Raw genomic sequence first — 26573 nt, forward strand, 5'->3', positions numbered from 1 at the left:
TCGGAGGTTTGATGAAGATCCATCCCGTTCGCACCCGCCGCTCTGCGGAGGAATTCCCGCAATCGGAACACCTGGCCTGGAAGATCGCGGAGGTCGCAACCGACCCCGTGGACGTCCCGGAGGCTGTATCCGAGATGGTGATCAACCGCATCATCGACAACGCCTCGGTCGCCGCGGCTTCGCTGGCTCGGCGCTCAGTGTCGAACGCGCGCGCCCAGGCGAAGGCGCATCCCCACACCCCGGGTGCGACCGTGTTCGGCATCGGCGGCACCTTCTCCCCGGAATGGGCGGCCTGGGCGAACGGGGTCGCCGTGCGCGAACTCGACTTCCACGACACCTTTCTCGCCGCTGACTACTCGCATCCCGGCGACAACATTCCACCGATCCTGGCCGTCGCCCAGCACGCCGGCCGCAGCGGCGCCGACCTGATCCGGGGGCTGGCAACGGGTTACGAGATCCAGATCGACCTGGTGCGCGCGATCTGCCTGCACGAGCACAAGATCGACCACGTCGCACACCTCGGCCCGTCCGCCGCCGCCGGCATCGGCACCCTTCTCGGCCTGGACATCGAGACGGTGTATCAGGCGGTCGGACAGGCGCTGCACACCACGACCGCGACGCGTCAGTCCCGCAAGGGTGCGATTTCCAGCTGGAAGGCGTACGCGCCGGCCTTCGCGGGGAAGATGGCGGTCGAGGCAGTCGACCGTGCGATGCGCGGCGAAGGCGCACCATCTCCCATCTGGGAGGGCGAGGACGGCGTCATCGCCTGGTTGCTCGGCGGTGCGACCGCCGAGTACGACGTACCTCTGCCCGGCGTCGGTGAGGCCAAACGCGCGATCCTCGACAGCTACACCAAGGAGCACTCGGCCGAGTACCAGAGCCAGGCCCCGATCGACCTGGCTCGTCGCCTGCGCGGGCGAATCGGCGACCTCGAGCAGATCGCCTCGATCGTGTTGCACACCAGCCATCACACCCACGTGGTGATCGGCACCGGCTCGAACGATCCGCAGAAGTTCGATCCCACGGCTTCCCGAGAGACGCTGGACCACTCGGTGATGTACATCTTCGCCGTCGCCCTGCAGGACGGCACCTGGCACCACGAGCACTCCTACGCGCCGTCGCGCGCACAGCGGCCCGACACGATCGACCTCTGGAACAGGATCTCGACGGCCGAAGACCCGGAATGGACGCGGCGCTACCACTCCACCGACCCGGACGAGAAGGCGTTCGGGGCCCGCGCGGTGGTCACGCTGAAGAGCGGCGAAGTGATCGTCGACGAGCTCGCGATCGCCGATGCACATCCGCTCGGTGCCCGTCCGTTCGCGCGCGAGCAGTACATCGCCAAGTTCCGCACGCTCGCCGAGGACGTGATCGCGCCAGCCGAGCAGGACCGCTTCCTCGACGCCTCGCAACACATCGCGGACCTGAAGGCCGGCGAACTCGGGCAGCTCACGTTCAGCGTGAGCGAGAACGTGCTCGCCCGCGCACCGAAGCTGCCGAAGGGACTGTTCTGATGCCGGGCCTGATCGCCGCTGCCACCTCGGCAACCGACAAGCGAATCGCGTTCCGGCTCGGGCTCGCCTCGGGCTCGATCCAACGGTTGCCGGGGGCGATCAATCCGCTGACCGCCAAGTTGATCCAGGAAATCGGCTTCGAGGGCGCCTACGTGTCGGGCGGTGCATTCTCGGCGAGCATGGGGTTGCCCGATATCGGACTCACCACGTTGACCGAGGTCGCCACCCACAGCGCCCAGATTGCCCGAGTCACGGACCTTCCCGTGCTCGTCGATGCCGACACCGGGTTCGGTGAGCCGATGAGCGCGGCCCGTACCGTCACCGTCCTCGAGGATTGCGGCGTCGCCGGACTGCATCTCGAGGATCAGGTGAACCCCAAGCGGTGCGGTCACCTCGACGGCAAGGCGATCGTGTCGACAGACGAGATGGTGCGGCGGCTGCGCGCCGCGGTGTCGGCCCGGCGCGACCCGAACTTCGTCATCTGCGCCCGCACCGACGCAGCCGGGATCGACGGGATCGACGCGGCGGTCGACCGTGCCAAGTCGTACGCCGCCGCCGGCGCCGACCTCATCTTCACCGAGGCCCTGCACACCGAGGCCGACTTCGAGAAGTTTCGCGCCGCCGTGGACATTCCCTTGCTGGCGAACATGACCGAGTTCGGCAAGTCGCAGCTGATCCCCGCGCAGACGCTCGAGGACATCGGCTACAACGCGGTGATCTACCCGGTCACCACGCTGCGCCTGGCAATGGGTGCGATCGAGTCCGGTCTGCGGGAGATCCACGCGACGGGAACACAGTCGGGCATGGTCCCTCGGATGCAGACCCGCTCCCGGCTGTACGAACTGCTCGAGTACGAGCGCTACAACGAATTCGACTCGGGGATATTCAATTTCACCATCGGGGAGGCACGGACATGACCGAAACGACAACCATCTTCAAGGGCCTGGCCGGGGTGGTCGTCGACACCACCGCGATCTCCAAGGTGGTACCCGAGACCAACTCGCTGACCTACCGGGGCTATCCGGTGCAGGATCTCGCCGCGCACTGCAGTTTCGAACAGGTGGCGTACCTGCTGTGGAACGGTGAACTGCCCACGGACGCGCAACTCGAGATGTTCACCCAGCGCGAGCGGGCGAACCGGCGCGCGGACCGTTCACTGCTGTCCCTCGTCGCCAAGATGCCCGACAGCTGTCACCCGATGGACGTGGTGCGCACCGCCATCAGCTTTCTCGGGGCGGAAGATCCTGCCGAGGAGGACAATTCGCCGGCCGCGAACCGTGTCAAGGCGCTGCGCATGATGGCGGTGCTGCCGACCATCGTGGCCGCGGACCACCGTCGCCGCCGGGGACTGGACCCCGTCGCCCCGCACAGTCATCTCGGGTTTGCCGAGAACTTCCTGAACATGTGTTTCGGTGCGGTGCCGGCCCCGGCGATCGTCAGGGCCTTCGAGGTGTCGCTGATCCTGTACGCGGAACACAGTTTCAATGCGTCCACCTTCGCCGCACGCGTGGTCACCTCGACCCTGTCGGACATCTACAGCGCCGTCACCGCCGCGATCGGCGCGCTCAAGGGCCCGCTGCACGGGGGAGCAAACGAGGCCGTCATGCACGACATGCTGGAAATAGGTGAGCCCGCCCGGGCGGAGGTGTGGATACGCGACAAGTTGGCGCGAAAGGAGAAGGTGATGGGGTTCGGCCATCGCGTGTACCGCAGCGGCGACTCCCGAGTGCCCACCATGCGCGCAGCCCTTGCCGACGTCGCCGCGCACACCGGCGGGGACAAGTGGGTACAGATGTACGAGACCCTCGAGCGCACCATGAACGGGGCCACCGGAATCAAGCCCAACCTCGACTTCCCCACCGGGCCTGCGTATTACCTGATGGGCTTCGACATCGAAGTGTTCACCCCGATCTTCGTGATGAGCCGCGTCACCGGGTGGACAGCGCACATCATCGAGCAGGGCGAGTCCAACGCACTGATCCGGCCGCTCAGCGAGTACACCGGGGTCGCGCAGCGTCCGGTGGTCGCCTGAGGCATGCAGATCCACGAATCCGGCGACCGACGGGCGGCCGCACCACGGTAGGTGGCGCGGCCGCCCGCGGAATCGGGTCGGCCGATGTCGAACGGCTGACCCCACAACGGCGCTAGGTACGACGGCGGTGTCGGGCACGCAACCCGACGAGGACGTCGACCAGCAGGAAGGCGATCAGGCTGAGTCCGAGCAGCGGAACGAACCACCCCACGGCGGCCGCTCCGGCGGCGAGGCCGATCGCCAGGGCCGGACGGACCTGCCGCAGCGCACCGCGCAACGGCGGTCGGCCGACCGCCCAGTCGGACCCGCGGGTGGGCCTTCGTCGCCACCACATGAGGTAGCCGCGCACGATGACCGTCACCAGGGCGACGGCGAGCGCGGCGAGGGCGAGCTGATTGAGCAGCCCGAACTGCAGCCCCATGTGCAACTGGATTCCCCAGGACGTGAGCTTCGCGGCGAGCGGCCACGTCGAGAACCGCAGCACGTCGGTGACCTGACCCGATGCGCCGTCGACGGCGAGCGAGTCCGTGGCGAACACCCAGGGCTGACGGGTCTGGGCGACCGTGAACGCCGTCGTGGACGTCGCCGGGATCGACGCCTCGACGGCGCCGTCGACGCCGTTCTCCCGCGCCGTCGCGAGCACCGAGTCGATCCGCGTCACATTCGCGGCAACGAGATCGGCACCGTTCCCCGACGCGACGCCGTGCCCCCCGTGCTCGGCATGCCCACCCGGCGCAGCAGCCGCGGGCGCCCCGAGGGTGTTGTCGATCTGCGGCGTGGTCCAGCTCAGTGCGGTCCGGAGCTCACTGACGTTCTCCCCCGCGTACTTTGACCAGGTCAGGCCGGTCGCGGAGAGGAAGACCAGGCCGACGGCGATCCAGATCCCGACCACGCCGTGCCAGCTCGACGTTCGCGCACGCTCCGACGTCGAGCGGTCCACGGTGAGCAGTCGCGCCTCGGATCCGTTGCGTTGCCGGACCTTCCGGTAACGGTCCCACCAGAGGTAGACGCCGCCGAGGGCGACGACCCACATCCACGAGGCCGCGAGTTCGCTGTAGATCCGGCCCGGCTCACCGAGATGCAGGTGGCGGTGGAGCTGCGAGATCCAGGTCCGCAGTGGCAGAGCGCTGCTGCTGCCGTAGACGGTCTGCTCGCCGACCGGGTGCGCAGTGGCCGGGTCCACGAAGACCGCTCGCCGCTCGGACTCGCCGAGTCCGGGATCGCTGAACAGGACCCTGGTGGTGTCGCCGGGTTCGGGTGCGGGACGCACCGCGGCGACGGTCAGGTCGGGACGGACCTGTTGCGCCGCGCGGACCTGGTCCGCGACGGGCAGGGCGGGCCCGGTCGAGTCCACGTGCAGGTATTCGCGGTAGACGAGTTGTTCCAGCGAGGGCGCGACAGCGTAGAGCCCGCCGCTGACGGCGGCGATCAGGATGAACGGCGCGATCAGGATGCCGGCGTAGAAGTGCAGCCGCATCATCACCGGACGGATGCTGCGGGCCGGGGCGGAGCCGGGGCGTTTCGGAGGTGGCGAGGTGTCGTTGAGCGTGGATGCGCGTTCCCGCTCGACTTCGGGTGCAGACATGGTTCAGTTCTCGATTCGATTCGGCCGCCGGCCCGAGGCACCACACGGCGGCACCCGACCACCGAGGGTGGGGCGCAGGCGCGGGTACCGCCGCGGGTGCGACGGACAGAGGATGCGGCGTCGCCGTGCACACGACTCTGGTGTGGCGGTCCGCCGGTGAAAGGGTGCGCCGGGCGCGGCAGGGCGCGGTCGGACGACAGCGATGCCAGCGGTAGCGGCGTGATCAGGGCGCGACGTCGGACCCGTGACGGGTCGTATCCCCCGTCTACGGTGCATGTACGCGCCGAGGAGCGTCTCGCGGTTCCGTGCGAAGCGCGAAAGGAGAGACGTGCCCTAGTGGGCGGGCAGCGGTGGGCCGCGGGTCCCGACGCTCGAGCCGACCAGCAGCCGGCGGGCAACTCTCGGGCGATACTCGGGGACGACGGCGGCGATGGGGGCGACCACCGGAATCGCGGCGAACAGCGCCGGCAGAATCCGGCGCAGCGCGGAGACGGCCGATGCGCATCCTCGCTCGCCCGCTCTGATGAGCACCGCCGACACCACGACGGCGAGCGCGTGCATGGCCACCATCGCGGGGCTGAGGGCAAGCCCATGACGGTGGGCCGCGCCGAGCGCCAGCGTGGTGTGGCCGATCACCTGGCCCAGGGTCAGCGCCCCGGCGAGGAACAGCACGGTGTGGCTGGCGATGCGGGCCGACGCGACGACGGCACCGACCGCGGCGCATCCAAGCACCAGCAGCACCATCGAACTCTCGGCGGGGACCGTGCCGCCGCCCATCGCGTGGGCCGCGACGCTGACCGCGCCGGACAGCGAGCCCACGAAGGCGCCGCGCATCCGCGCGGTCACTGCCTCCCGTGTGCTCACCGGCAGAGACTACAACGCACTACTACCGCGAGTAGTACAGGGATGACGGCGCGCGCGCCCCGACACCGTCGAGGGCACGCGCGCCCACCTCGCTACAGCTCGGATCGCACCGCTTCCGCGGCGGCGACGAGGTTCCGCAGCGAAGCCCGAACCTCGTCGATGCCGCGGGTCTTGAGGCCGCAGTCCGGGTTCACCCAGAGCCGTTGCGCAGGAACGGCCTTCAGTGCTTCACGCAACGACTCGGCGACCTCCTCGACCCCCGGAACACGCGGTGAGTGGATGTCGTAGACACCGGGGCCGACTCCGAGGTCGAAACCGACGGCGTTCAGGTCGTCGAGCACCTCCATGTGCGAGCGTGCCGCCTCGATCGAGGTGACGTCGGCGTCGAGACCGACGATCGCGTCGATGACCTCACCGAACTCGGAGTAGCACAGATGGGTGTGCACCTGAGTGGAGTCCGCAACGCCGGAACTGGCGAGGCGGAACGCGCCGACCGACCAGTCCAGGTACTCGGGCCGATCAGCGGCCCGCAGCGGCAGCAGTTCCCGCAGGGCGGGTTCGTCGATCTGGACGATCGCGGCGCCGGCCGCCTCGAGGTCGACGGCTTCGTCGCGGATCGCGAGCGCGATCTGGCGCGCACTGTCAGCCAGCGGTTGGTCGTCCCGGACGAACGACCACGCCAGGATGGTCACCGGACCGGTCAGCATGCCTTTGACGGGCTTGTCGGTCAGTGACTGAGCGTAGGTCGTCCAGGCCACGGTCATGGGCCGCGGCCGGGAGACGTCACCGAACAGGATCGGGGGCCGCACGCAGCGAGACCCGTAGGACTGCACCCAACCGAACTCGGTGGCCGCGAAACCGTCGAGTTGCTCGGCGAAGTACTGGACCATGTCGTTGCGTTCCGGCTCCCCGTGCACCAGCACGTCGAGCCCCAGCTTCTCCTGCAGGACAACCACATCCGAGATCTCGGCGCGCATCCGGTCGAGGTACTCCTCACGGCTGATCTCCCCCGAGCGCAATCCGGCCCGGGCCACCCGAATCCGCGAGGTCTGCGGGTACGAACCGATGGTGGTGGTCGGCAGCACCGGAAGCTCGAGCCGCTCGGCCTGCAGCTCGCGACGTTCCGCCGCGGGTGCCCGACCGCCCGCGGCCGCGATGTCCGCCAGTCTGTTCCGGATCTCGTCGTTGCGCAGCCGCGCGTCCGACCTGCGCGAGGCGGCCGCGGCGGACGATGCCGCCAGTGCATCGACGACCGCGTCGCGCCCGGCCGTCAGTGCGGTGGACAGGGTGACCACCTCGGAGACCTTCTCGGTTCCGAACGCCAGCCACGAGCGCAGCGTCTCGTCGAGTCCGGTCTCGGGGTCGAGGGTGTGTGGCACGTGCAGCAGCGAGCATGACGTGGACACCGCCAGCGATCCCGCCGATCCCACCAAGCCGCCGAGCGCGACGAGGGCCGTCTCCAGATCGGTGCGCCAGATGTTGCGGCCGTCGACGACACCCGCGACCACCAGCTTGCCGACCAATGCGGGCACGGCGGCAACCGCATCGACCGATCCCGCGACCAGGTCCAGCGCGATCCCCTCGACCCCGGTGCTCGCCAACGCCGGCAAGGCCGGACCGAGGTCCCCGAAATAGGACGCGACGAGGACGGCCGGTCGATCGACCGCCGCGGAGAGCCGGTCGTACACGCGCCGAGCGGTCTCGATCTCGGCCTCGGATCGGTCGGCCACCAGCGCGGGCTCGTCGATCTGCACCCAGCTCGCGCCGGCTGCGGCGAGGGTGCGCAGCAACTCCGCATACAGCGGGAGCAGCTCGTCGATCCGGTCGAGTAGGTCGGCGGACCCGTCGACCGGTTTGGACAGCAGCAGGAAGGTCACCGGGCCGAGGATCACAGGCCGTGCCGCAATGCCCAGCGCGAGCGCCTCTTCGAGCTCACCGACCACTTTGCTCGAGTCGAGCGCGAATGCGGTGTCGGGACCGATCTCCGGCACCAGGTAGTGGTAGTTGGTGTCGAACCACTTCGTCATCTCGAGCGGTTGTACGTCCGCGGTGCCGCGGGCCGCGGCGAAGTAGCGGTCCAGTTCGTCGGGGATCCCCTGCACCCGCGGCGGCAGCGCGCCGACCATCGCGGCCGTGTCGAGAACCTGGTCGTAGTAGGAGAAGGTGTTCACCGGTATCGAGTCCAGTCCGGCGTCGCGCAGTCCGGTCCAGGTCTGCGCTCGCAGGGTCCGCGCGACGTCCTCGAGCTCGGGCCGGTCGATCCGGCCGGCCCAGTAGGCCTCGACGGCTCGCTTGAGTTCGCGGCGCGGTCCGATCCGCGGCGACCCCAGGACCGTGGCGGCGAAGTGCGGGAAAGTCAGATTTTCGGGTGTTGCGGTCACGACAGTGCTCCATGGAAAACGTAGGAGTGGTCACCACCGGAAGACGGGTACACCTGACGAAGCCCCGGGCCCACTCGCACGAGGGAGCCACACACTGCCATCTGTCAGGCCCACACGCCCAGTCCACGAGGCGGCAAACCGCCGGGCACGGCGTGCCCGGCGCAGACGGCAGGTCTTCGGACTCGCGGGCACCGGGTTCTCACCCGACCTACTGGCCGTCGCTTCCCAGGCTGGGCGCCCAGTGCTGATGACGGCGGTCGTTCCTGCATACCGCTGCGGGACAGTCCCGGATTCTCACCGGGTTCCCTCTCACCCCTCGGACACGTCCGAGGCGCTTCGACGCCGCGCCCGACCTTCGGGGCTCCTCACGATCACGCACGGCGAACCAACTGCATCCACCAGACTAGCGGCTGGACGTCCTGGTTCGATTCAGCCTTCTCAGGTGGTGGAAGTACTCCCGCACTCGCGAACTGTGACCACTAATGTCGAGCACATGAGTCTCGACATCTCCGCGACATCGGCCTGGCAGAAGTTGCGCGCGCACCACGACCAGGTCGCCGACCGGCATCTGCGCGAGTTCTTCGCCGAGGACCCGGAGCGCGGTCGAGAGCTCACCGTCACCGCGGGTGACCTGTACATCGACTACAGCAAGCACCGGGTCGACCGCGAGACGCTGCGACTGCTGGTCGACGTGGCGCGCGCCGCGGGTGTCGAGGAGCGCCGCGACGCGATGCTGCGCGGCGAGCACGTCAACACCTCCGAGGACCGGGCCGTACTGCACACCGCGCTGCGACTGCCCGCGGACGCCACCCTGACGGTGGACGGTCAGGATGTCGTCGCCGACGTGCACGAGGTGCTCACCAGGATGGGCGAGTTCACCGACCGCCTGCGGTCGGGACAGTGGCGCGGCGCAACCGGCGAACGCATCACCACCGTGGTCAATATCGGCATCGGAGGGTCCGACCTCGGACCGGTGATGGCGTTCCGGGCGCTGCGGCACTACGTCGACTCCGGCGTGACCGCGCGGTTCGTCTCCAACATCGACCCCGCCGACCTGGTCGGCAAACTCGCCGGTCTGGACCCGGCGACGACGCTGTTCATCGTCGCGTCGAAGACGTTCTCGACCCTCGAAACGCTCACCAACGCGACCGCCGCCCGGCGCTGGCTGATCGCTGCTCTCGGCGAGGACGCCGTCGCCAAGCACTTCGTCGCGGTGTCCACCAACGCCGAGCGGGTCGCCGAGTTCGGCATCGACACGGCCAACATGTTCGGGTTCTGGGACTGGGTCGGCGGCCGCTACTCGGTGGACTCGGCGGTCGGGCTGTCGCTGATGTGCGTGATCGGCAGGGAGGCATTCGCGGAGTTCCTCGCCGGCTTCCACACCATCGACCGGCACTTCGCGGAGCAGCCACTGGAGTCCAACGCCCCGGTCCTGCTCGGGATGATCGGGCTCTGGTACTCGAGCTTCTTCGACTCGGATTCGCGTGCGGTGCTGCCGTATTCGAACGACCTGGGCCGGTTCGCGGCATACCTGCAGCAGCTGACGATGGAGTCGAACGGCAAGTCGGTGCGCGCGGACGGGTCGCCGGTGAGCACCCCGACCGGGGAGATCTTCTGGGGCGAGCCGGGCACCAACGGCCAGCACGCCTTCTACCAACTGCTGCACCAGGGCACCCGCCTGGCGCCGGCGGACTTCATCGGATTCGCCGAGCCCACAGACGATCTCGCCACGATCGACGGCACCGGATCCATGCACGACATCCTGATGAGCAACCTCTTCGCCCAGACGAAGGTGCTGGCGTTCGGTAAGACGGCCGAGGAGATCGCTGCGGAGGGCACCGCGCCGGAACTGGTGCCGCACAAGGTGATGCCGGGCAACCGGCCGTCGACGACGATCCTCGCGCCGAAGATCACGCCGTCGGTGGTCGGCCAGCTGATTGCGCTCTACGAGCATCAGGTGTTCGTCGAGGGCGTGGTGTTCGGCATCGACTCCTTCGACCAGTGGGGAGTCGAACTCGGCAAGGTGCAGGCCCTCGAACTCGAGCCGCTGCTCACCGATCCGCAAGCACCTGCCCGACAGGATGATTCGTCGACCGACACGCTGGTGCGGTGGTACCGCAGCCGACGCGGCCGGGCGGTCTGACTACTCGATCGTCGGCGCGCCCGCGCTCTGTCCTCGGTTCGGATGAATGTCCAGCGAATCCAAGCCGCATCACAAACGATGCCGTACCGTGATCGAATCATTGGCCGGCCTGGACGTTTGTCCAGCTAACGGTCACGGCATCGCGAGAAGGGGTTCGAGAGTGTCGAAGGACAGGAATCTGCGGCGGCTGGTCGCCGGCGCCAGTACGGCAGTGATGGCGGTCGGCATCGCCGCGACGTTCGGCGTCGCCGAGGCATCCGCCGCACCGGTGAACCAGTCGACGGACTCCGGCCAGTGGACGTTCAACCGGACGATCAGCAACGGCACCCCGGCTCCGGGCGAGACGATCACCGTCACCAACGCCATCCGCTGGAACGGCGGCCTCGCCCCCACCATCAGCTCCTTCAAGGACATCCATCCCGCCTGCCTGACGTACGTCACCGATTCGTCGAGGGTCAACGGCAAGGGCGTCGGCACCACCAGCGACGCCACCTCCGTGAACATGAACGGCTCCTGGATCCGCAGCGCCGTCGACCGCAACATCGACTACTCGGTCCAGTACACGGTCGGCGCGGACTGCGCCCGCGACACCGCCCTGATGACCGGCGCCGGGATCAGCTCGAACCAGGGCCTGGGCTCCCAGAACACCAACGCCGGCCCCACGCTCAGCGTCACGAAGAACGCCACCTCGACCACCGTCGCGGTCGCACCCGCCCCGCAGGCCACCAAGGCCTCGACCCTGACGGCCAAGGTGACGAACAACGCCACCGGCACCGTCGAGTTCGCCAACAACGGCACCGTCCTCGGCACCGCCGCCGTGAGCAACGGCACCGCCGTCTACGCCTGGACCCCCGCCGCCGCGGATGCAGCCAAGGCGTTCTCGGTCACCGCGAAGTACCTCGGCGATGCCACCAACGCGGTGTCGGTCTCCCCCGCGCAGACCGGGATCGTCGGCGCAGCCCCGGCTGTGCCCGCCGCCCCCACGGGCGTCACGGCCACCCCGACCTCGGTCGTGGCCGGTAACGCCGTCACCGTGTCCGGCAATGCCGAGGCCGGCTCGACCGTCAAGGTCACCGCAGGTGACAAGACCTGCACCGCCACCGCCGACGGCGCGGGTGCCTTCCACTGCAACATCGTCTCCACGACCCCCGGCACCCTGACCGTCACCGCCGTCGCCACGAACACCGTCGGCACCTCCCCGGCATCTGCCCCGGTCACCGTCACCGTCACCCCGGTCCAGGCCGGCACGGCGCTGATCAACGTGGACCCGGCCTCGCCGATCGCGAACAACCCGGCGACCATCTCGGTCATCGGCGCCGACGCCAACTCACACGTCACGGTCAAGAACGGCGCCGACACCGTCTGCACCGCCACCGCCGACGCGAACGGCACCGCCGTCTGCACCTGGACGCCGGCCGCAGGTAGCCAGACCCTGACCGCCGAGGTCACCGTCGGCGGCACCGCGACCACGGTCACCAAGACCGTCACCGTGGAGGCCGTCTCGACCGGCCCCGGCACCGGTTCGCTGGCCGGACTGTTCGGATCCAGCTAGTCCCCCCACCGAGAGTACGGTCGAGCCCCCACCGGCGAAATCCGGTGGGGGCTCGACCTTTTCGACTGGCTACGCGACGTGCCCGTGCGGGCACAGGTGCGACCACGCGTCGGTGGTGCGCACACTGCCGCGACGGTAGGCGACCCGGGCCGCCAGGTCGTTCTCGGTGAGCCAACGCAACGCGGCCACCCCGCGACCGAGCGCAGCGGTCGCGGCGGCGTAGGCCCACAGTCCGTCCTCGGCAATCACCGTCACGCTGTCGACCCCGCCGTCCGCCGCGTCCTCGCCGGGCACCGCCGCGCGGGCCGAGGCCATCGTCCGCCCCGACACCACCTCGACCTGTTCGCCCTCGCCGAGACGGCACCCGCCGAGACCGACCTGCCAGCCACCGATCGGGCAGTGCCCGGAGGTCGCGACGATGTCGTCGACCCGCACCATCACGCCGCATTCGAGGTTGTCGGCGGCGACGCGGGCCGCGTGGTGCGCGGTGCCGGCCTTCGCGGTTCCGGTGATGTCGAGAAACACCCCGAACGGCGCGAACACGGTGTCACCGTGCACTCGGACGTCCGTGAATCCCGGCGCCGGATGCGTACCCGGGACCTCTCCGGCCTCCAGCGACAACGGTGAGACCGCGCCCGCGGTCATCCGGGCTGCCCACAGGGCCGATCTGATCAGTTCGGTCAGGCGCGCGCTGACCTTCACCGGCGTGCCCTGCGCCAGATTGACCGCATGGATCTCGGCGTCGCCGCGCGAGAGGTCGCACACGGCCTGGACGTCCGACAGGGTGGCCGACACCATCTCCGCCGCAGCGGTCAGCGCCGCCCACTCGGTGACGCGCACCTCGACCTCGCTCCCCCAGGTGCTCCATTGCGTGCTCGGGACCATGATCGTGCTCCACGGAATTCGGGCGCTGATGTCGCTCAGCTGATGTTGAACCTCCAGTATGCGCCCGGATCCTGTGGGTGGCCTGTGGGATTTTCCGCGGGGTAGCGTCAGCGCATGGCTGTGCGCACCGAACGAAACGGGCCCGTGACCACCGTCGTCCTCGACCGGACCGAGGTCCGCAACGCCGTCGACGGGCCGACCGCCGCGGCACTCGTCGAGGCCTTCACTGCCTTCGACGCGGACCCCGAGGCCGCGGTGGCGGTCCTCTGGGGCGAGGGCGGTACGTTCTGCGCCGGGGCCGACCTCAAGGGGCTCGGGACCGACCGGTCGAACCGCCTCGACCCGGACGGCGACGGCCCGATGGGACCCACCCGGATGCGCCTGTCCAAGCCGGTGATCGCCGCGATCTCCGGGCACGCGGTTGCCGGCGGCCTCGAGCTTGCCCTGTGGTGCGATCTGCGGGTCGCCGAGGAGGACGCGGTGCTCGGGGTGTTCTGCCGCCGCTGGGGAGTGCCGCTGATCGACGGCGGCACGGTTCGCCTGCCGCGGCTGGTCGGCAGCAGCAGGGCGATGGACCTGATCCTCACCGGCAGGCCGGTCGACGCCGCGGAGGCGCTGGCGATGGGTCTCGTCAACCGGGTGGTCCCGACCGGTGCGGCGCGCACCGAGGCCGAGGCCCTCGCCGCGCAACTGGCCGCGTTCCCCCAGACCTGCATGCGCCAGGACCGGCTCTCGCTGCTCGAACAGGAGGGTCTGGGTGAGAGCGACGCGCTGCGTCGGGAGTTCGAGCACGGCCTGCTGTCGGTGCAGTCCGACGCGCTCTCGGGTGCGGCCCGCTTCGCGGCGGGCGAAGGCAGGCACGGGAGCTTCGACTGAACACCCCACCGGACCGCCTGTCGGTGGTCGACGAGATGTTCCTGCGCACCCACCACGGCTTCGGCACCCCGGTGGTGATGCAGGGCCTGTGGCGCAGCGAGGGCGAGGTGGACCCCGCGGCCCTCGCCGGTGTGCACCATCTGCTGTCGTTGGGCCCCTTGAGCCGCACCGTGATTCGCCCCCGCATCCCGGGCGCCCGGCTCCGCTGGCGGTCGGGCGCAACCCCGTGGCCGCTGGACTACCCGACCGCCCCGATCGCCGCCGGCGCGGTGGTCGACTGGGCGGACCGCGTGGCCGGCGAACCGGTCGACCCCGAGGCAGGCGCGGGGTGGCGACTGGCCGCCGCCCGGATCGACGGCGGCGGGACGGTGGTCTCGCTGCTGTGCTCGCACGTGCTGGCGGACGCCCGCGGCCTGGCCGGGGTGCTGGCCGAGGCGATGTCCGGGTCCGCCGCAGCGGTCGCCCCCGGGCCCACGCACCCGCGGCGCGCCGACCTGGCCGACGCGATCGCGATGTACGCCTCGGTCGGCGCCCGGACGCTGCGCGCCGTGGCGGGGTTGGCGCTGCATCCCTCGAGGAAGGCAGCGCTGCTGCCCGTGCGCGCCGTTCACCCCCACCGGGGTGCACAGCGCGCACAGTTGCCGGAGGCACTGGTCGTCGAGGTGGACGCCGCGCACTGGGATGCCGCGGCGGGCCGGGACGGGGGCACCCCGAACTCGCTGCTGGTGGCGCTGGCCGGGGCGATCGCGGGCTCGGGCGTCCCGTTGCAGGTCAGCGTGCCCGTCGACCGCCGCACCGACCCCGGCTCCGCGTCGAACGCGGTGGACATGGCAGAGGTGACGGTCGCGCCGGGCGACTCCCCCGCCACGGTGCGTACGGCGCTGCGCCAGGCGTACGCCCGACCACCGATGTCCAGCCCGGCCGGGTTCCCGCCGGAACTGCTGCAACTGCTGCCCGACGCGACCGCGTACCGGCTGGCGCCGAACCCCGGCGAACGGGACGTGCTGTGCTCGAACGTCGGCACGGTCCCCGACACGCTCGGCATGCTCGGCGCGTGCCGGGCGAGCGGGATCGCCACCAGGGCGGTGCACCCCGGGGTCACCCCCGCACGGGCCGCGGAAATACGAAACCGCTTGTCCGCGTACCTGTGCCGCTTCGGCGACCGCTACACCCTGGCGCTGGTCTCGATGGACGGCGAGCTCCGCGAGCGGGCCGAGATGGCACTGACCGCGTTCGGGTTGACTGCGCGCTACTGGTGAACGCACGACCGGTCCGGCCTATGGTGGAACCGAACCCGTGATCTTTGTCGAGACGAGTGGAGTTCCCCGATGAGCGAACAGGACATCCTCGCGCGCATTCGCGAGCTCGTGGACACCGAACATTCCCTTCGAGCGAAGACCGAAGCGGGCGAGCTGGACCCCGACACCGAGCAGGCACAGCTCGCCTCGGTCGAGCAGACCCTGGACCAGTGCTGGGACCTGCTCCGCCAGCGCCGCGCCCGCGCGGATGCCGGCCTGCCGCCGGACGAGGTGCCGGTCAGCCCGGCCGGGCAGGTCGAGGGCTACCTCCAGTAACCCGCTTTCGGGACCCGGGTCCGTTCTACGGTGGATGCATGGCCACACAGTCGGAGTACGACGTCATCGTTATCGGTGGCGGACCTGCGGGCGAGGTCGCAGCCCAGTACGCCGTCGCCGGTTCGGACCGCACCGCGGTGATCGTCGAACACGAACTGCTCGGCGGCGAGTGTTCCTACTGGGCCTGCATGCCCAGCAAGGCCCTGCTGCGGCCCGCGACGGTGGCGGCCGCGGCGCGTGCCATGCCCGGCGTCCGGGAGGTCGTCGGCGACGCCGGGCTCGACGTCACGGCGGTCCTGCGTCGCCGCGACGAATTCACCAGCCACCACAACGACTCCGGGCAACGCTCGTGGTCCGGCTCGCTGGGGATCGACGTCCTGCACGGTTCGGCGCAGCTGACCGGCGAGCGAACGGTCGAGGTCTCGACCGGCGGTCACGGCGACCCGCCGACCGGCACGCTGCGGGCGCGCCACGCGGTGGTCCTCGCGACCGGCTCCCGGCCCGCCGTCCCGTCGATACCCGGACTGCGCGGGGCTCTGCCCTGGACGTCCCGGGACGCGACGAACCTGCGCGAGGTGCCCGCCCGGGTCGCGATCATCGGCGGCGGCGTGGTGGCCACCGAATGCGCGACCTGGCTGCTCGCCCTCGGTGCCCGCGAGGTCACACTGATCGTCCGCGGGAGTGCGCTGCTCGCGTCCGCCGAACCGTTCGCGGGCGAACTCGTCGCCGGGGCTCTGCGCGCGGCGGGCGCGACCGTGCGCTTCGGCACCAGCCCGACCGCCGTGCACCGCGACGGCCCGCACGACACCGGCGAGGGCCGGATCCACGGCGGCCCGGTGACGGTGACGTTGGACGACCCGGCGCGGACCGAACTCACCGTCGACGAGTTGATCGTCGCGGCCGGGCGCAGGCCCGCGACAGCCGGACTGGGTCTCGCGGCGGTCGGTCTGGGCGACGACCGACTGTCCACCGACGACCGTCTCGCGGTCCAGGGTGTGCCCGGCGACTGGCTGTACGCGATCGGCGATGTCAGCGGCCGCGCCCCGCTGACCCACATGGGCAAGTACCACGGCCGGGTGTGCGGCGACGTGATCGCCGCACGCGCCGAGTCCCGCCCGCTCGACGGCCCGCGCTACCTCGCGAGCGCCGACCACGGCCGGGTCCCCCAGGTGGTGTTCACCTCCCCGGAGGTCGCGTCCGTCGGCCGCACACAGCGTCAGGCCACCGCCGACGGGTTCGACGTCGAAGCCGTCGAGGTGGACATCGCGGTGGCCGGATCATTGCTGCTGCGAGACGATTTCGCCGGCCACGCCAAACTGGTGATCGACCGCGCCACCGACACGCTGATCGGCGCGACGTTCGTGGGCACCGAGGTCGCCGAACTCGTACACGCGGCGACGGTGGCGGTGGCGGGCCGGGTGCCGATGGAATCGCTGTGGCACGCGGTGCCCGCGTACCCGACCGTCAGCGAGGTCTGGCTCCGACTGCTGGAGGCGCGTCGTGGTTGACCCCCTGGTGGTGACGACCGCCGACGGTGCGCTGCTCGGTCGCGAACAGCACGGCCTGCGGACCTGGCGCGGGATCCCCTACGCCGCACCGCCGGTCGGCGAACTCCGGTTTCGCGCCCCGCGGCCGGTGGTCGGTTGGCCCGGGGTCCGCGAGGCGCTCGAGTTCGGCTCGGCCGCGCCGCAGTCGGGCCGCGGCGGCCGGCGCGGCACCGACGAGGACTGCCTCACCCTGAACGTGACGGCACCCGCGACGCGCAGCGACGCCCGCCGGCCGGTGATGGTGTTCCTGCACGGCGGCGCCTACAGCGGCGGGACGGCGTCCATGTCGTTGTACCGCGGGGACTCGCTGGTGCGCCGTGGCGATGTCGTGTACGTGTCGGTGAACTACCGCCTCGGCGCCCTCGGCTACCTCGATTTCAGCGAATACTCCACCCCGGAAACACCTTTCGAATCCAACCTGGGCCTGCGAGACCAGCTCGCCGCGCTGCACTGGGTGCGCCGCAACATCGCCGCGTTCGGCGGCGACCCGGACAACGTCACCCTGTTCGGCGAGTCCTCGGGCGCCAACGCGGTCACCACCCTCATGTGCGTCCCTGCCGCCGAGGGACTGTTCGCCCGTGCGATCGCCGAGAGTCCGCCCGCCGCCTCCGCGTACGGGCCCGACCGCGCGAAGGCGTGGGCCACCGAGTTCCTCGACATCCTCGACGGCCCATCCGATCCTGCCCGCGCCCTGACCGAGGCCGACACCGACGCGCTGGTGCGCGCCGGCGATGCGCTGGCCGCGCGCGGCGCCGACGAGGTGCCGGGCACCAGGGCGTTCGCGCCGGTGGTGGACGGCGACCTGGTTCCACTCCACCCGCTCGACACGTTCGCGTCGGGTCGTCAGCACCGTGTCCCGCTGATCATCGGCACCAATGCCCATGAGGGCACGCTGTTTCCGCGCTTCCTCGACATCATTCCGACCGATCCGGCGCGGATCGAGAAGATGTTCGCGGAGACCGACCCCCTCCTGAAGTCCCGCATCCAAGCGGCGTACCGGGGCTACCCGAACAGGCGCGCGGCGGTCCGACTCGGCGGCGACGTCACGTTCTGGGAGCCGTCGATCCTCGTCGCGCAGGCCCACACGACCGCCGCCCCGACCTACGCGTATCGCTACGACTTCGCGCCGCGCCTGTTCGACGTCGCCGGGTTCGGCGCCACCCACGGAACCGAGATGCTGGCCGTGTTCGGGGCCGCCGACGAACCGCTCGGCCGGGCCGCGACCGTGCTCGGCGGCCGCCGCGGGCTACGCGCGACGACCGCCGTCGTGCAGTCGCACTGGCTGCACTTCGCCCGGTACGGTGCGCCCCGGTCGAGTTGGCCGGTGTACTCGACGCAGCGCCGCGAGACGCTGATCCTCGACTCGGTGCCGCGGATCGAGGATGATCCGGACGCCGAACTGCGGAAGGCCTGGATCGGCTACCGGCACCGGCGTTGAGCGGGGCTACCCGCCGGCTCCGTTGTTCGGGTTGGTGCAGATCGTGCCCTCGCATGGCACCACCGTGCCGTCGCCGTTCGGATTCTGCATCACCGTACCGCCGTTCTGCTGGGGGTCTGTGCCCGCACCGTGGTCGGGATTGGTGCAGATCGTGCCCTCGCAGGGAACGAAGTTGCCGCTGCCGTCGGGGTTCGGAATCGCGCCGGCACCGACGTAACTGCCCGCGGGGCAACCGGGATCCTGGTTCTGGGCACAGTACTGGGGACTCAGGTTGTTGCCGGTGGAGCCGTCCGCGCCGACGGGACCCGCCGCGGGAGTGACCACCGGAGTGGGCGCAGGCATGTGCGCCTGGGCCCCGGGCTGGACCGTCGGTGCCTGCTCGTGTTGGGTCGGGTTCAGCATCGGCATGGTGGTAGTGGTCGTGCTGGGCGCGGTGGACGACGTGGCGGACGGCGACGTGGTGGTGTCGGTGTTCGACGAGTCGTCGCTACACCCGGCCGCGAAGGCCGTCAGAGTAAGTGCGGCAAGGACAATCACACTGCGTTTGAGCATGTAGTACTCCTACCGAGACGTCTGCCCCCGAGGCCTCGAGGGCACCTCGGACGGTAGCCGGTACAGCCCCAGGATTCGTCGAATCCGACCGGATGTCGCACGACACCGTCACGACGCGAGGCTATTTCAGCAATCTGGACATGCGGCGGTCGGCGAGGATCTTGCCGCCGGTCTGGCAGGTCGGGCAGTACTGGAACGACCGTTCGGCGAACGACACCTCCCGCACCGTGTCCCCGCACACCGGGCAGGGCAGGCCGGTGCGCGCATGCACCCGCATCCCGGACCTCTTCTCCCCCTTGAGTCGAGCCGCGTCCTGCCCGACCGACCGCTGCACCGCGTCAGTCAACGTCGAGCGCATCGCGCCGTGCAGGGCGGCCACTTCCTCGGCACCCAGCTTGTTCGCGGTCGCGAACGGGCTGAGCTTGGCCACGTGCAGAATTTCGTCGGAGTACGCGTTGCCGATCCCCGCCAGCACCGACTGATCGGTCAGCGCGGTCTTGATCCGCTGCGATGACTTCGAAAGAAGCTCGGCCAGAGCAGGTTCCGTGACGTCGAGGGCGTCGGGACCGAGCCGGGCGATGCCGGGCACCTCGGCGGGGGTGCGCACCAGCCAGACCGCGAGCCGCTTCTTGGTGCCCGCCTCGGTGAGGTCGAACGCCGGAGTGCCGCCGTCGGGAGCGAACAGGTGCACCCGCAGTGCCAACGGCCCCTTACCCGGTTTCGGTGGCGTCGCACTCGGGTTGTCGCTCCAGCGCAGCCAACCGGCCCGCGACAGGTGCGTGATCAACCACAGCCCGTCCTCCTCTCCGCACCGGATCCCGAGATGCTTGCCGAACCGCGCGGCGCCGCTCACGTCGCGGCCCTGCAGGTCGGAGATCGGCGGGTCGAAGGTCTTGAGCACGCTCAGCGCGGCGACGTCCACCCGTCCGACCACCGCACCCACCGCGTGGGCGCGAAGAAACTGTGCCAGGGCCTCTACCTCGGGCAGTTCGGGCATGAAGACAGGGTATGCGCCTGCGGCGCCCGTGCGCGTTCTTTACCCCGGTCGGGGTGAATCGCGCGCACAGTCGCGTCAGCGACTTCGGACGAGGTACGTATCCATGATCCAGCCCTTGCGCTCGCGCAGTTCGGCGCGCACCCGGACGATCTCCTGCGAGACGTCGGGCAGGTCCCCGGAGATCAGCACCTCGTCGGGCGTACCGAGGTAGGCGCCCCACCAGATCTGCCAGTCGCCGCTCAACTGCGCGAAACTGCAGTCCGCGTCGAGCATCACCACGGCGTCGCGCACGCCGTCGGGCAGGCCCTCGCGCAGCCGGCGGCCGGTCGTGATGTGCACCGGTTCGCCGATCCGGTTGAGCACGATGCGGTGCTGGGCGGCCAGCGACTGCACGCTCGTCACGCCGGGGATCACCGAGTACTCGAACGTCTCGATGCCCCGGGCGAGCACGCGCTCGACGATCCGCAACGTGCTGTCGTACAGCGACGGGTCGCCCCACACCAGGATCGCGCCGACACCCTCGACTGCGCCGAACTGCTCCTCGAAGATCGCAGCACGTCGGTCGTGCCAGTCGTCGACCACGCCTTCGTAATCCGACGGGGTCCGGTCCCTCGGCGGGTCGACGATGTCGACGATCCGGTAGTCACCACGCATGTGCTCGTCGAGGATGCCGGTGCGCAGGTCGACCAGGTCCTGCTTCTCGGCGCCCTTGCCGATGACGAAGAACACCTCCGCCCGATTCATGGCCTTGATCGCCTGCACCGTCACCTGGTCGGGGTCGCCGGCGCCGATGCCGATCACGAGGAGTTCACGCATGCGCGCAGGCTATCGCCCGTGAGTCCTTCTGGTCCGCGACGGGGCCGAAAGGACTCACGGGCGGCGCAGCCGCCTAAACTTGCCCCCGTGCACACCCCCTACGAAGACCTGCTGCGACTCGTCATGGAGACCGGCACCCCGAAGGCGGACCGCACCGGCACCGGCACCCGCAGTGTGTTCGGCCACCAGATGCGATTCGACCTGTCCGAGGGTTTCCCGCTGATCACCACCAAGAAGGTGCACCTCAAGTCCATCGTCTACGAGCTGCTGTGGTTCCTGCGCGGCGAGTCGAACGTCAAGTGGCTGCAGGACCGCGGCGTCACCATCTGGGACGAGTGGGCCTCCCCCGAAGGTGAACTCGGCCCGGTCTACGGCGTGCAGTGGCGCAACTGGCCGACGCCGTCCGGCGAGCACGTCGACCAGATCACCCAGGTCATCGAGACGCTGCGGACGAACCCGGACTCGCGCCGGATGATCGTCTCGGCCTGGAACGTCGGCGAGATCCCGCAGATGGCGCTCGCCCCCTGCCATGCCTTCTTCCAGTTCTACGTCGCCGACGGCAAGCTCAGCTGCCAGCTGTACCAGCGCAGCGCCGACCTGTTCCTCGGGGTGCCGTTCAACATCGCCAGTTACGCGCTGCTCACCCACATGGTCGCGGCGCAGACCGGCCTCGAGGTCGGCGACTTCATCTGGACCGGCGGCGACTGCCACATCTACGACAACCACACGTCGCAGGTCACCGAACAGCTCGGCCGCGAGCCGTACGAGTACCCGACCCTGAAGCTCGCCAAGCGCGACTCGATCTTCGACTACGAGTTCGAGGACGTCGAGATCGTCGGCTACCGGCACCACCCCGCCATCAAGGCGCCGGTGGCCGTCTAGTGCTGGGACTGATCTGGGCGCAGGGCCTCGGCGGCGTCATCGGTCGCGACGGCGCCATCCCGTGGCGGATCCCGGAGGACATGGCGTACTTCAAGTCCGTCACCACTGGACATCCCGTGGTGATGGGCCGCAAGACCTGGGACTCGATCCCTCCGAGGTTCCGTCCGTTCAGCGACCGCCGCAACATCGTGGTCACCCGCGACCCATCCTGGTCCGCCGACGGCACCGACGTCGCACACTCCCTCCCGGAGGCGCTGAAGTTCGCCGGGCCCGGCGACGTCTGGGTCGTCGGTGGCGGCCAGATCTACGCGGAGGCGCTGCCGGTCGCCGACCGGTTGGCGGTGACGGAGGTGGACCTCGACGTCGCGGGCGATGCCTACGCCCCGCCGATCGGGCCCGAGTGGTCGCCCGAGACCACGGGCGAATGGCAGAAATCGACACGCGACGGCGTCCGGTTCCGGTTCCGCACCTACGTCCGCAGCTGACCGGTTCGGCGAGTACTGCGCCACGCGGCGTGACGTGGGCCATACTGCAGGGGCAGGTCTTTCCCCAGCCACCGGAGAGGCATCAGATGGACAAGAAGTCGCTGACCGCCGTTGCCCGCCAACAGCTCAAGCTCGCCGCCGCGGCATCGAGCGGTCGCAGTTCCCAGACGATCTACGGCGGCCATCAGCGCAGCCTCCGCCAGACGGTGGTGGCGTTGCGCGCCGGTGAGGCGCTCGCCGAGCACGACAGCCCGGGCGAGGCCACGCTACTGGTGCTCAGCGGGACGCTGTCACTGGTCGCGGGCGACGACTCCTGGAAGGGGTCGACCGGCGACATGCTGATCATCCCCGCCTCCCGGCACAGCGTCGAGGCGCTCGAGGACGTCGCGTTCCTGCTGACGGTCGCGAAGTAGTCACCCGACAACATCGGCTGTGAATTTCGGTCACAGATACCTATTGACCATCGCACCGAGCGGGTTTACGTTCTGACCGAGGACGGAAATCGCAGCGAATCAGCTGGGACCGCAACCACGAATGGGGTTCGTGGCGGTTCGCATCGATGCCGATGGAAGGACAGGCGATGACCCGAATCATCACGCCGACCGACCGCGAAACGGTCGCCGGACGACTGCTCGAGGGATCGGTCAAACGCTCCTACGATCCCGTCGTCGACCTGGACTGGGACGCACCACTCGAGGACGGCAAGTACTTCCTGCCGCCGTACGTACTCTCGCTCTACGGCACACCGATGTGGGAGTCGATGAGCGAGACGCAGCGCGTCGAACTGTCCCGCCAGGAGTCGGCGAACATCCTCAGTGTCGGGTACTGGTTCGAGAACATCCTGCTGCAGGCGCTGCTGCGCAACCTGCTGCATCACGACCCCACCTCGCTGCACACCCGCTACGCACTCACCGAGATGGGCGACGAGTGCCGGCACATGACCATGTTCGGCCGGGCTGTCGAGAAGATGGGCGCCAAGCCCTACCAATTGAGGTGGTACCAGGCCATCGCGGCCAACCTTCTGCCGAAGACGTTCCGCGGCACCATGCTGTGGGTTGCCGCACTGATCGGCGAGGAGATCTTCGACGCCACCCAGCGCCGTGTGCTCGACGACCCGCAACTGCAGCCGATGATCTCGCGCGTGATGCGCATCCACGTCACCGAGGAGTCGCGTCACATCCGCTTCGCCCGCGAGGGTGTGCGCCGACGAGTCGCGGAGAGTCACCGGCTCGAGAGGTTGTGGGTCGGTTCCGTCCAGGGCCTCGGCGGTCTGCTGCTGCAGCGACTGTTCACCAACCCCGCCATGTATCAGCGCGCCGGACTCGACCCCAAGCAGGCCCGTCGGCAGGCGCTGGCCAATCCACGCTTCCGCGAGAACCAGCGGCGCGGCTTCGACAGCCTCGCCGAGTTCCTCGAGGACACCGGGCTGATGCGCGCGAGTTCGCGGGCGATGTGGCGCCGGGGAGGGTTCCTGTGAGGTGGTCGCGGCGGCCCACGTCCGCCGACACCTGGACCGCCGCGGACGAACTCGAGCCGGACACCCTGTACTCCGGCGCGGCGACACTCTCGCGCGGTGAGGTGGCGCTCGCCGTCACGGTGCACCTCAACGGCCACTTCGAACCGCTCGACGGCAAGTACCACTGGCACGGTCGGATCGTCGGCGACGGCGTCGAGACCCTCAAACTGCCCGATCGGCACCCGCTGCTGCTCACCCTCGTCGGCGGACCCGCGACGCCGGCGACGCTGGCCGAGCAGGACCCGTGGGGAAACTATCGGATCGCCGGAACCGGTACGCCCCCGTACCGGCTCGAGCCGGTCGAGGTGGACGTGCCGCTGCGTTAGCGTGGACGCATGAGCGAGCCGTTCGAACGCGAGGACGTGCGTGGCGATCTGCACCGCCCCGATGCAGATCCGGCGGGGGCCCTGCTGTTGACGCACGGCGCAGGAGGCAATCGCGACGCGAGGTTGTTGCTGCGCGCCGCCGAGGAATTCGCCGCCCAGAGACTACTGGTGCTGCGCTACGACCTGCCCTTCCGGCAGCGCCGCCCGAAGGGGCCGCCCAGCCCTTCGACCGCCGAACGGGATCGCGAGGGCATCGCGAGCGCGGTCGCCGCGATGCGCGAATTGTGCACCGGCCCACTGATTCTCGGTGGTCACTCGTACGGAGGCCGGCAGTCGTCGATGCTCGCGGCGCAGCGACCGGAGGTCTGCGACGGCCTGCTGCTGTTCTCCTACCCCCTGCATCCGCCCGGCAAGCCCGAGAAGGCCCGCACCGCGCACCTGCCGGACCTGCGCAGCCCCTGCGTGTTCGTACACGGCACCCGCGACCCGTTCGGCAGTCCTGACGAGATGCGCGCGGCCCTCGACCTCGTCACCGCGCCGACCCGACTGGTGCTGGTCGAGGGCAAGGGCCACGACCTCGCGCCGGACCGCAGCGAGGCGGTGCCGCTCGCGGTCGAGGCAGCCAGGGCGACATTCGGATTCTGTGACCGGGCAGGCCGGCCGTGACCGCCGACGAGACCGTCGTCGAGACCGCCGTCGCGGCACCCGCGGCGCGGGTGTGGCGCGCGCTCCGCGACCCGACGCTCATCCGGCGCTGGCACGGGTGGGAGTACGACGACGAGCACGGGCTGGACGAGGAGATCCGCCAGATCTTCGTCGACGGCGTCGTCGAGGACGCGGCGGCGATGGTCCTGACGGTCCACGGCGGCGACCGCTTCACCGTGACGCCGGGCGCCGAGGGCGCCGTGGTCCGAATCGTACGGGCCGCCAAGGGATCCAACCCGGAATGGGACGACTGGTACGACGACGTCACCGAGGGCTGGACCAGCTTCCTCCAGCAGCTCAAGTTCGGTCTCGAACGCCATGACCTGGCCGAGCGCTGCACGCTGTACCTCGACGGCCCGACCGGCGGCGCCACCGTGATGGAACTGCTCGGTGTGGCCGGGGTGACCGGGCCTCCCGGCTCCGCGTACACAGCGCTGGTCTCGACCGGGGACGCCCTGAGCGGCACGGTGTGGTTCCGCTCCCCGAAACAACTGGGGCTGACCGTCGACCAACTCGGACCGGGACTGCTGGTGCTCGCCATCCAGCCGGAGAACGCGCAGCGCCCCGGCGGCGGCGCCCAGATGATTCTGAGCGCCTACGGCCGGGGCGCCGAGGAGTTCGCGGCCCTCAGCGACCGCTGGACGAACTGGTGGAACGCCCGCGATCAGGCCGCGGGGTGCTGCTGACCGGTCGGCTCGCCGCCGATCAGCTCATCACCACGCCCATGCTCGGCCACCAGATGGTGCTCTTGACGACGTCGGTGTCGTTCGGCCCGACCTTGTGCCACAGCGAGCCGTAGACGGCGCCGACGACCATGCCGTTGCCCACGTTCAGCGGGGCGGTGGAGATGACGGTCGGGATCACCTTGTTGTTCTGGTCCAGTCGGGCGATGCCGCTGGTGCCGTTGGCCAGGCTGTACCAGACCACGTTCAGCTCGGCGCCGGTCTGGTTGTCGGCGATGCTGCCGGGACCGCCGAAGAAGCCGAACCGGAACTCGTTGTTCATGTTGGTGGCGACGCCGGCGCCGTAGAGCTGGCCGAGGACGTCGCCACCCTGGCCGGTGTCGGAGTAGGCGGGGATCGGGAAGATCTGTCCGGGCAGGGACAGCACGGGGGTGGCGATGTCCTTGGGCGCGCCGATCAAGCGCTCGACGGCATCCTGGGCCTCCGGGTTGCCTGCCGCCGCGGCGCGCAGTTGGACCGCGGCACCGGCGAGGTCGACGGTGGGCGCGGGAGCGGGGGCCGCTGTCGCGGTCCCGGTGAACAGCACCGCCACCGCGGCGCAGACGGACGTGATCAGTGCGGCCAGGCGGCCGAGGGTGGATCGCTGCATCATGGTCTCCTCACCGATGACTTAGGTACCCGAAACATCGGTTCCGGTCGGTTTCCCGTTACAAGCCAGCACACTGGACGGACTCTCTAAGTGACTCCTAATGTTCCGTCAAGGATCGCTGAGTTCTCCGTCCATAGCGTGGTTCCCGTCGAACCCGATCGGGTCGACCACCACGAACGAGGAGATCCTCATGGGCCAGTTCCACGCCACCACCACCCGAATCCGCCGAATCACGATCGCCGCCCTCGGCGTCAGCGCGGCCGCGGCGCTCGCGGTGCCCGGCGCCGCGTGGGCGTCCACCGGCGTGCCGACCGGTGACCCGGTGGCCGCCGTCGCGTCCGCGCTCGGCGCCGGCTCCTCCGACGCCGCCACCAAGTCGTGCGGCGGGGTGGTGAAGCCGGTCTCGGAGGCGGAGATGCAGAAGCTGCTCGGCGGCGGACTACCCCTCACCGAGGACGCGGGCGCGTTCAGCCTGGACGTCCATGGCACCGACAAGGTCGACCTCAACTTCGACGAGTCCGGCGTGAACGTCATCGAGATCACCCCTCGGAACTGCTGAGCACCCTGGAGG

Annotated in this window: 26 protein-coding genes and 1 riboswitch; of the genes, 18 read left to right on the forward strand and 8 right to left on the reverse strand. The window is 69.9% G+C overall.

Going from position 1 to position 26573, the window contains the following annotated elements; all coding sequences use genetic code 11:
• Positions 1–11: 11 nt before the first annotated feature.
• Genes prpD through FK531_RS05330 form a run of 3 tightly spaced genes read left to right on the forward strand, consistent with a single transcriptional unit; the run spans position 12 to position 3546 of the window.
• Positions 12–1514 carry a 2-methylcitrate dehydratase PrpD gene (prpD, locus tag FK531_RS05320; protein ID WP_142095859.1) on the forward strand — a complete coding sequence of 501 codons (1503 nt, stop codon included), beginning with the start codon at positions 12–14 and terminating at the stop codon, positions 1512–1514.
• Entirely contained in the window at positions 1514–2431 is a 918-nt protein-coding gene (prpB, locus tag FK531_RS05325) for a methylisocitrate lyase (protein ID WP_142095861.1), read from the forward strand. Before prpD ends, prpB begins: the two co-directional genes overlap by 1 nt.
• A complete protein-coding gene (locus tag FK531_RS05330) occupies positions 2428–3546 on the forward strand; it encodes a bifunctional 2-methylcitrate synthase/citrate synthase (protein WP_142095863.1) in 1119 nt (372 codons plus the stop codon). Before prpB ends, FK531_RS05330 begins: the two co-directional genes overlap by 4 nt.
• Positions 3547–3658: 112 nt before the next feature.
• Here the strand turns inward: FK531_RS05330 and FK531_RS05335 are convergent, their stop codons facing one another.
• From FK531_RS05335 to metE, 3 genes are all read right to left on the reverse strand, one after another.
• Entirely contained in the window at positions 3659–5131 is a 1473-nt protein-coding gene (locus FK531_RS05335; RefSeq protein WP_142095865.1) for a PepSY-associated TM helix domain-containing protein, read from the reverse strand.
• A 333-nt stretch (positions 5132–5464) separates the two neighbouring features.
• Positions 5465–5995, reverse strand: a complete 531-nt coding sequence (locus tag FK531_RS05340) for a hypothetical protein (protein ID WP_246097904.1) — start codon at positions 5993–5995, stop codon at positions 5465–5467.
• Between the two features lie 92 nt (positions 5996–6087).
• Positions 6088–8355 (reverse strand): 5-methyltetrahydropteroyltriglutamate--homocysteine S-methyltransferase, encoded by a 2268-nt coding sequence (gene metE / locus FK531_RS05345; protein ID WP_142096693.1) that lies wholly within the window; start codon positions 8353–8355, stop codon positions 6088–6090.
• A gap of 171 nt (positions 8356–8526) precedes the next feature.
• Positions 8527–8718: riboswitch (cobalamin riboswitch) on the reverse strand.
• A gap of 151 nt (positions 8719–8869) precedes the next feature.
• On the opposite strand from metE, the gene pgi reads away from it, so the two are divergent.
• Positions 8870–10519: a glucose-6-phosphate isomerase gene (gene pgi, locus FK531_RS05350; protein ID WP_142095867.1), complete on the forward strand. Its 1650-nt coding sequence runs from the start codon at positions 8870–8872 to the stop codon at positions 10517–10519.
• A 160-nt stretch (positions 10520–10679) separates the two neighbouring features.
• Complete coding sequence (locus FK531_RS05355) at positions 10680–12071, forward strand: Ig-like domain repeat protein (protein ID WP_181762830.1); 1392 nt, start codon at positions 10680–10682, stop codon at positions 12069–12071.
• A 69-nt stretch (positions 12072–12140) separates the two neighbouring features.
• Here FK531_RS05355 and FK531_RS05360 read toward each other — a convergent pair whose 3' ends face one another.
• Positions 12141–12956 carry an FAD:protein FMN transferase gene (locus tag FK531_RS05360; protein WP_142095871.1) on the reverse strand — a complete coding sequence of 272 codons (816 nt, stop codon included), beginning with the start codon at positions 12954–12956 and terminating at the stop codon, positions 12141–12143.
• 114 nt (positions 12957–13070) lie between these two features.
• Here FK531_RS05360 and FK531_RS05365 point away from each other — a divergent pair, with 114 nt between their 5' ends.
• The 5 genes from FK531_RS05365 to FK531_RS05385 all read left to right on the forward strand — a co-directional run bounded on the left by FK531_RS05365 (position 13071) and on the right by FK531_RS05385 (position 18391).
• The gene (locus FK531_RS05365) at positions 13071–13832 is read left to right on the forward strand and encodes a crotonase/enoyl-CoA hydratase family protein (protein ID WP_142095873.1); all 762 of its coding nucleotides are present in this window, start codon (positions 13071–13073) and stop codon (positions 13830–13832) included.
• 23 nt (positions 13833–13855) lie between these two features.
• Positions 13856–15091: a hypothetical protein gene (locus FK531_RS05370; RefSeq protein WP_246097906.1), complete on the forward strand. Its 1236-nt coding sequence runs from the start codon at positions 13856–13858 to the stop codon at positions 15089–15091.
• A gap of 69 nt (positions 15092–15160) precedes the next feature.
• Positions 15161–15406, forward strand: coding sequence for a DUF2630 family protein (locus FK531_RS05375; protein WP_142095875.1), 246 nt, complete (start codon positions 15161–15163; stop codon positions 15404–15406).
• 38 nt (positions 15407–15444) lie between these two features.
• Positions 15445–16914, forward strand: a complete 1470-nt coding sequence (locus tag FK531_RS05380) for a dihydrolipoyl dehydrogenase family protein (RefSeq protein WP_142095877.1) — start codon at positions 15445–15447, stop codon at positions 16912–16914.
• Positions 16907–18391 carry a carboxylesterase/lipase family protein gene (locus tag FK531_RS05385; RefSeq protein WP_142095879.1) on the forward strand — a complete coding sequence of 495 codons (1485 nt, stop codon included), beginning with the start codon at positions 16907–16909 and terminating at the stop codon, positions 18389–18391. Before FK531_RS05380 ends, FK531_RS05385 begins: the two co-directional genes overlap by 8 nt.
• Positions 18392–18397: 6 nt before the next feature.
• On the opposite strand, the gene FK531_RS22610 is transcribed toward FK531_RS05385, so the two are convergent.
• From FK531_RS22610 to cobF, 3 genes are all read right to left on the reverse strand, one after another.
• Positions 18398–18943 (reverse strand): hypothetical protein, encoded by a 546-nt coding sequence (locus tag FK531_RS22610; RefSeq protein WP_142095881.1) that lies wholly within the window; start codon positions 18941–18943, stop codon positions 18398–18400.
• Positions 18944–19064: 121 nt separating this feature from the next.
• Positions 19065–19940 (reverse strand): Fpg/Nei family DNA glycosylase, encoded by an 876-nt coding sequence (locus FK531_RS05395; protein WP_142095884.1) that lies wholly within the window; start codon positions 19938–19940, stop codon positions 19065–19067.
• A gap of 75 nt (positions 19941–20015) precedes the next feature.
• A complete protein-coding gene (gene cobF, locus FK531_RS05400) occupies positions 20016–20756 on the reverse strand; it encodes a precorrin-6A synthase (deacetylating) (protein WP_142095887.1) in 741 nt (246 codons plus the stop codon).
• 123 nt (positions 20757–20879) lie between these two features.
• Between cobF and FK531_RS05405 the strand changes: the two genes are divergently transcribed.
• The 7 genes from FK531_RS05405 (at position 20880) to FK531_RS05435 (ending at position 25356) form a co-directional block, all read left to right on the forward strand.
• A complete protein-coding gene (locus tag FK531_RS05405) occupies positions 20880–21638 on the forward strand; it encodes a thymidylate synthase (protein WP_246097946.1) in 759 nt (252 codons plus the stop codon).
• Positions 21638–22123, forward strand: coding sequence for a dihydrofolate reductase (locus FK531_RS05410; protein WP_142095892.1), 486 nt, complete (start codon positions 21638–21640; stop codon positions 22121–22123). The genes FK531_RS05405 and FK531_RS05410 overlap by 1 nt, the downstream gene beginning before the upstream one ends.
• A gap of 86 nt (positions 22124–22209) precedes the next feature.
• Complete coding sequence (locus tag FK531_RS05415) at positions 22210–22536, forward strand: cupin domain-containing protein (RefSeq protein ID WP_142095895.1); 327 nt, start codon at positions 22210–22212, stop codon at positions 22534–22536.
• A gap of 167 nt (positions 22537–22703) precedes the next feature.
• On the forward strand, positions 22704–23600 hold the full coding sequence (locus tag FK531_RS05420; RefSeq protein WP_142095898.1) for an AurF N-oxygenase family protein: 897 nt from the start codon (positions 22704–22706) through the stop codon (positions 23598–23600).
• Positions 23597–23965 (forward strand): DUF4873 domain-containing protein, encoded by a 369-nt coding sequence (locus FK531_RS05425; RefSeq protein WP_181762831.1) that lies wholly within the window; start codon positions 23597–23599, stop codon positions 23963–23965. Before FK531_RS05420 ends, FK531_RS05425 begins: the two co-directional genes overlap by 4 nt.
• 9 nt (positions 23966–23974) lie before the next feature.
• On the forward strand, positions 23975–24631 hold the full coding sequence (locus tag FK531_RS05430) for an alpha/beta hydrolase family protein (protein WP_142095904.1): 657 nt from the start codon (positions 23975–23977) through the stop codon (positions 24629–24631).
• A complete protein-coding gene (locus tag FK531_RS05435) occupies positions 24628–25356 on the forward strand; it encodes an SRPBCC family protein (RefSeq protein WP_142095906.1) in 729 nt (242 codons plus the stop codon). Before FK531_RS05430 ends, FK531_RS05435 begins: the two co-directional genes overlap by 4 nt.
• Before the next feature lie 19 nt (positions 25357–25375).
• Here the strand turns inward: FK531_RS05435 and FK531_RS05440 are convergent, their stop codons facing one another.
• Entirely contained in the window at positions 25376–26002 is a 627-nt protein-coding gene (locus FK531_RS05440) for a Tat pathway signal protein (protein WP_142095909.1), read from the reverse strand.
• Positions 26003–26192: 190 nt separating this feature from the next.
• On the opposite strand from FK531_RS05440, the gene FK531_RS05445 reads away from it, so the two are divergent.
• Positions 26193–26561 carry a hypothetical protein gene (locus FK531_RS05445; protein ID WP_142095912.1) on the forward strand — a complete coding sequence of 123 codons (369 nt, stop codon included), beginning with the start codon at positions 26193–26195 and terminating at the stop codon, positions 26559–26561.
• The last annotated feature ends 12 nt before the right edge of the window (positions 26562–26573 follow it).

The sequence above is a fragment of the Rhodococcus spelaei genome (assembly GCF_006704125.1).
GTDB classification, from domain to species: Bacteria; Actinomycetota; Actinomycetes; order Mycobacteriales; family Mycobacteriaceae; genus Rhodococcus_G; species Rhodococcus_G spelaei.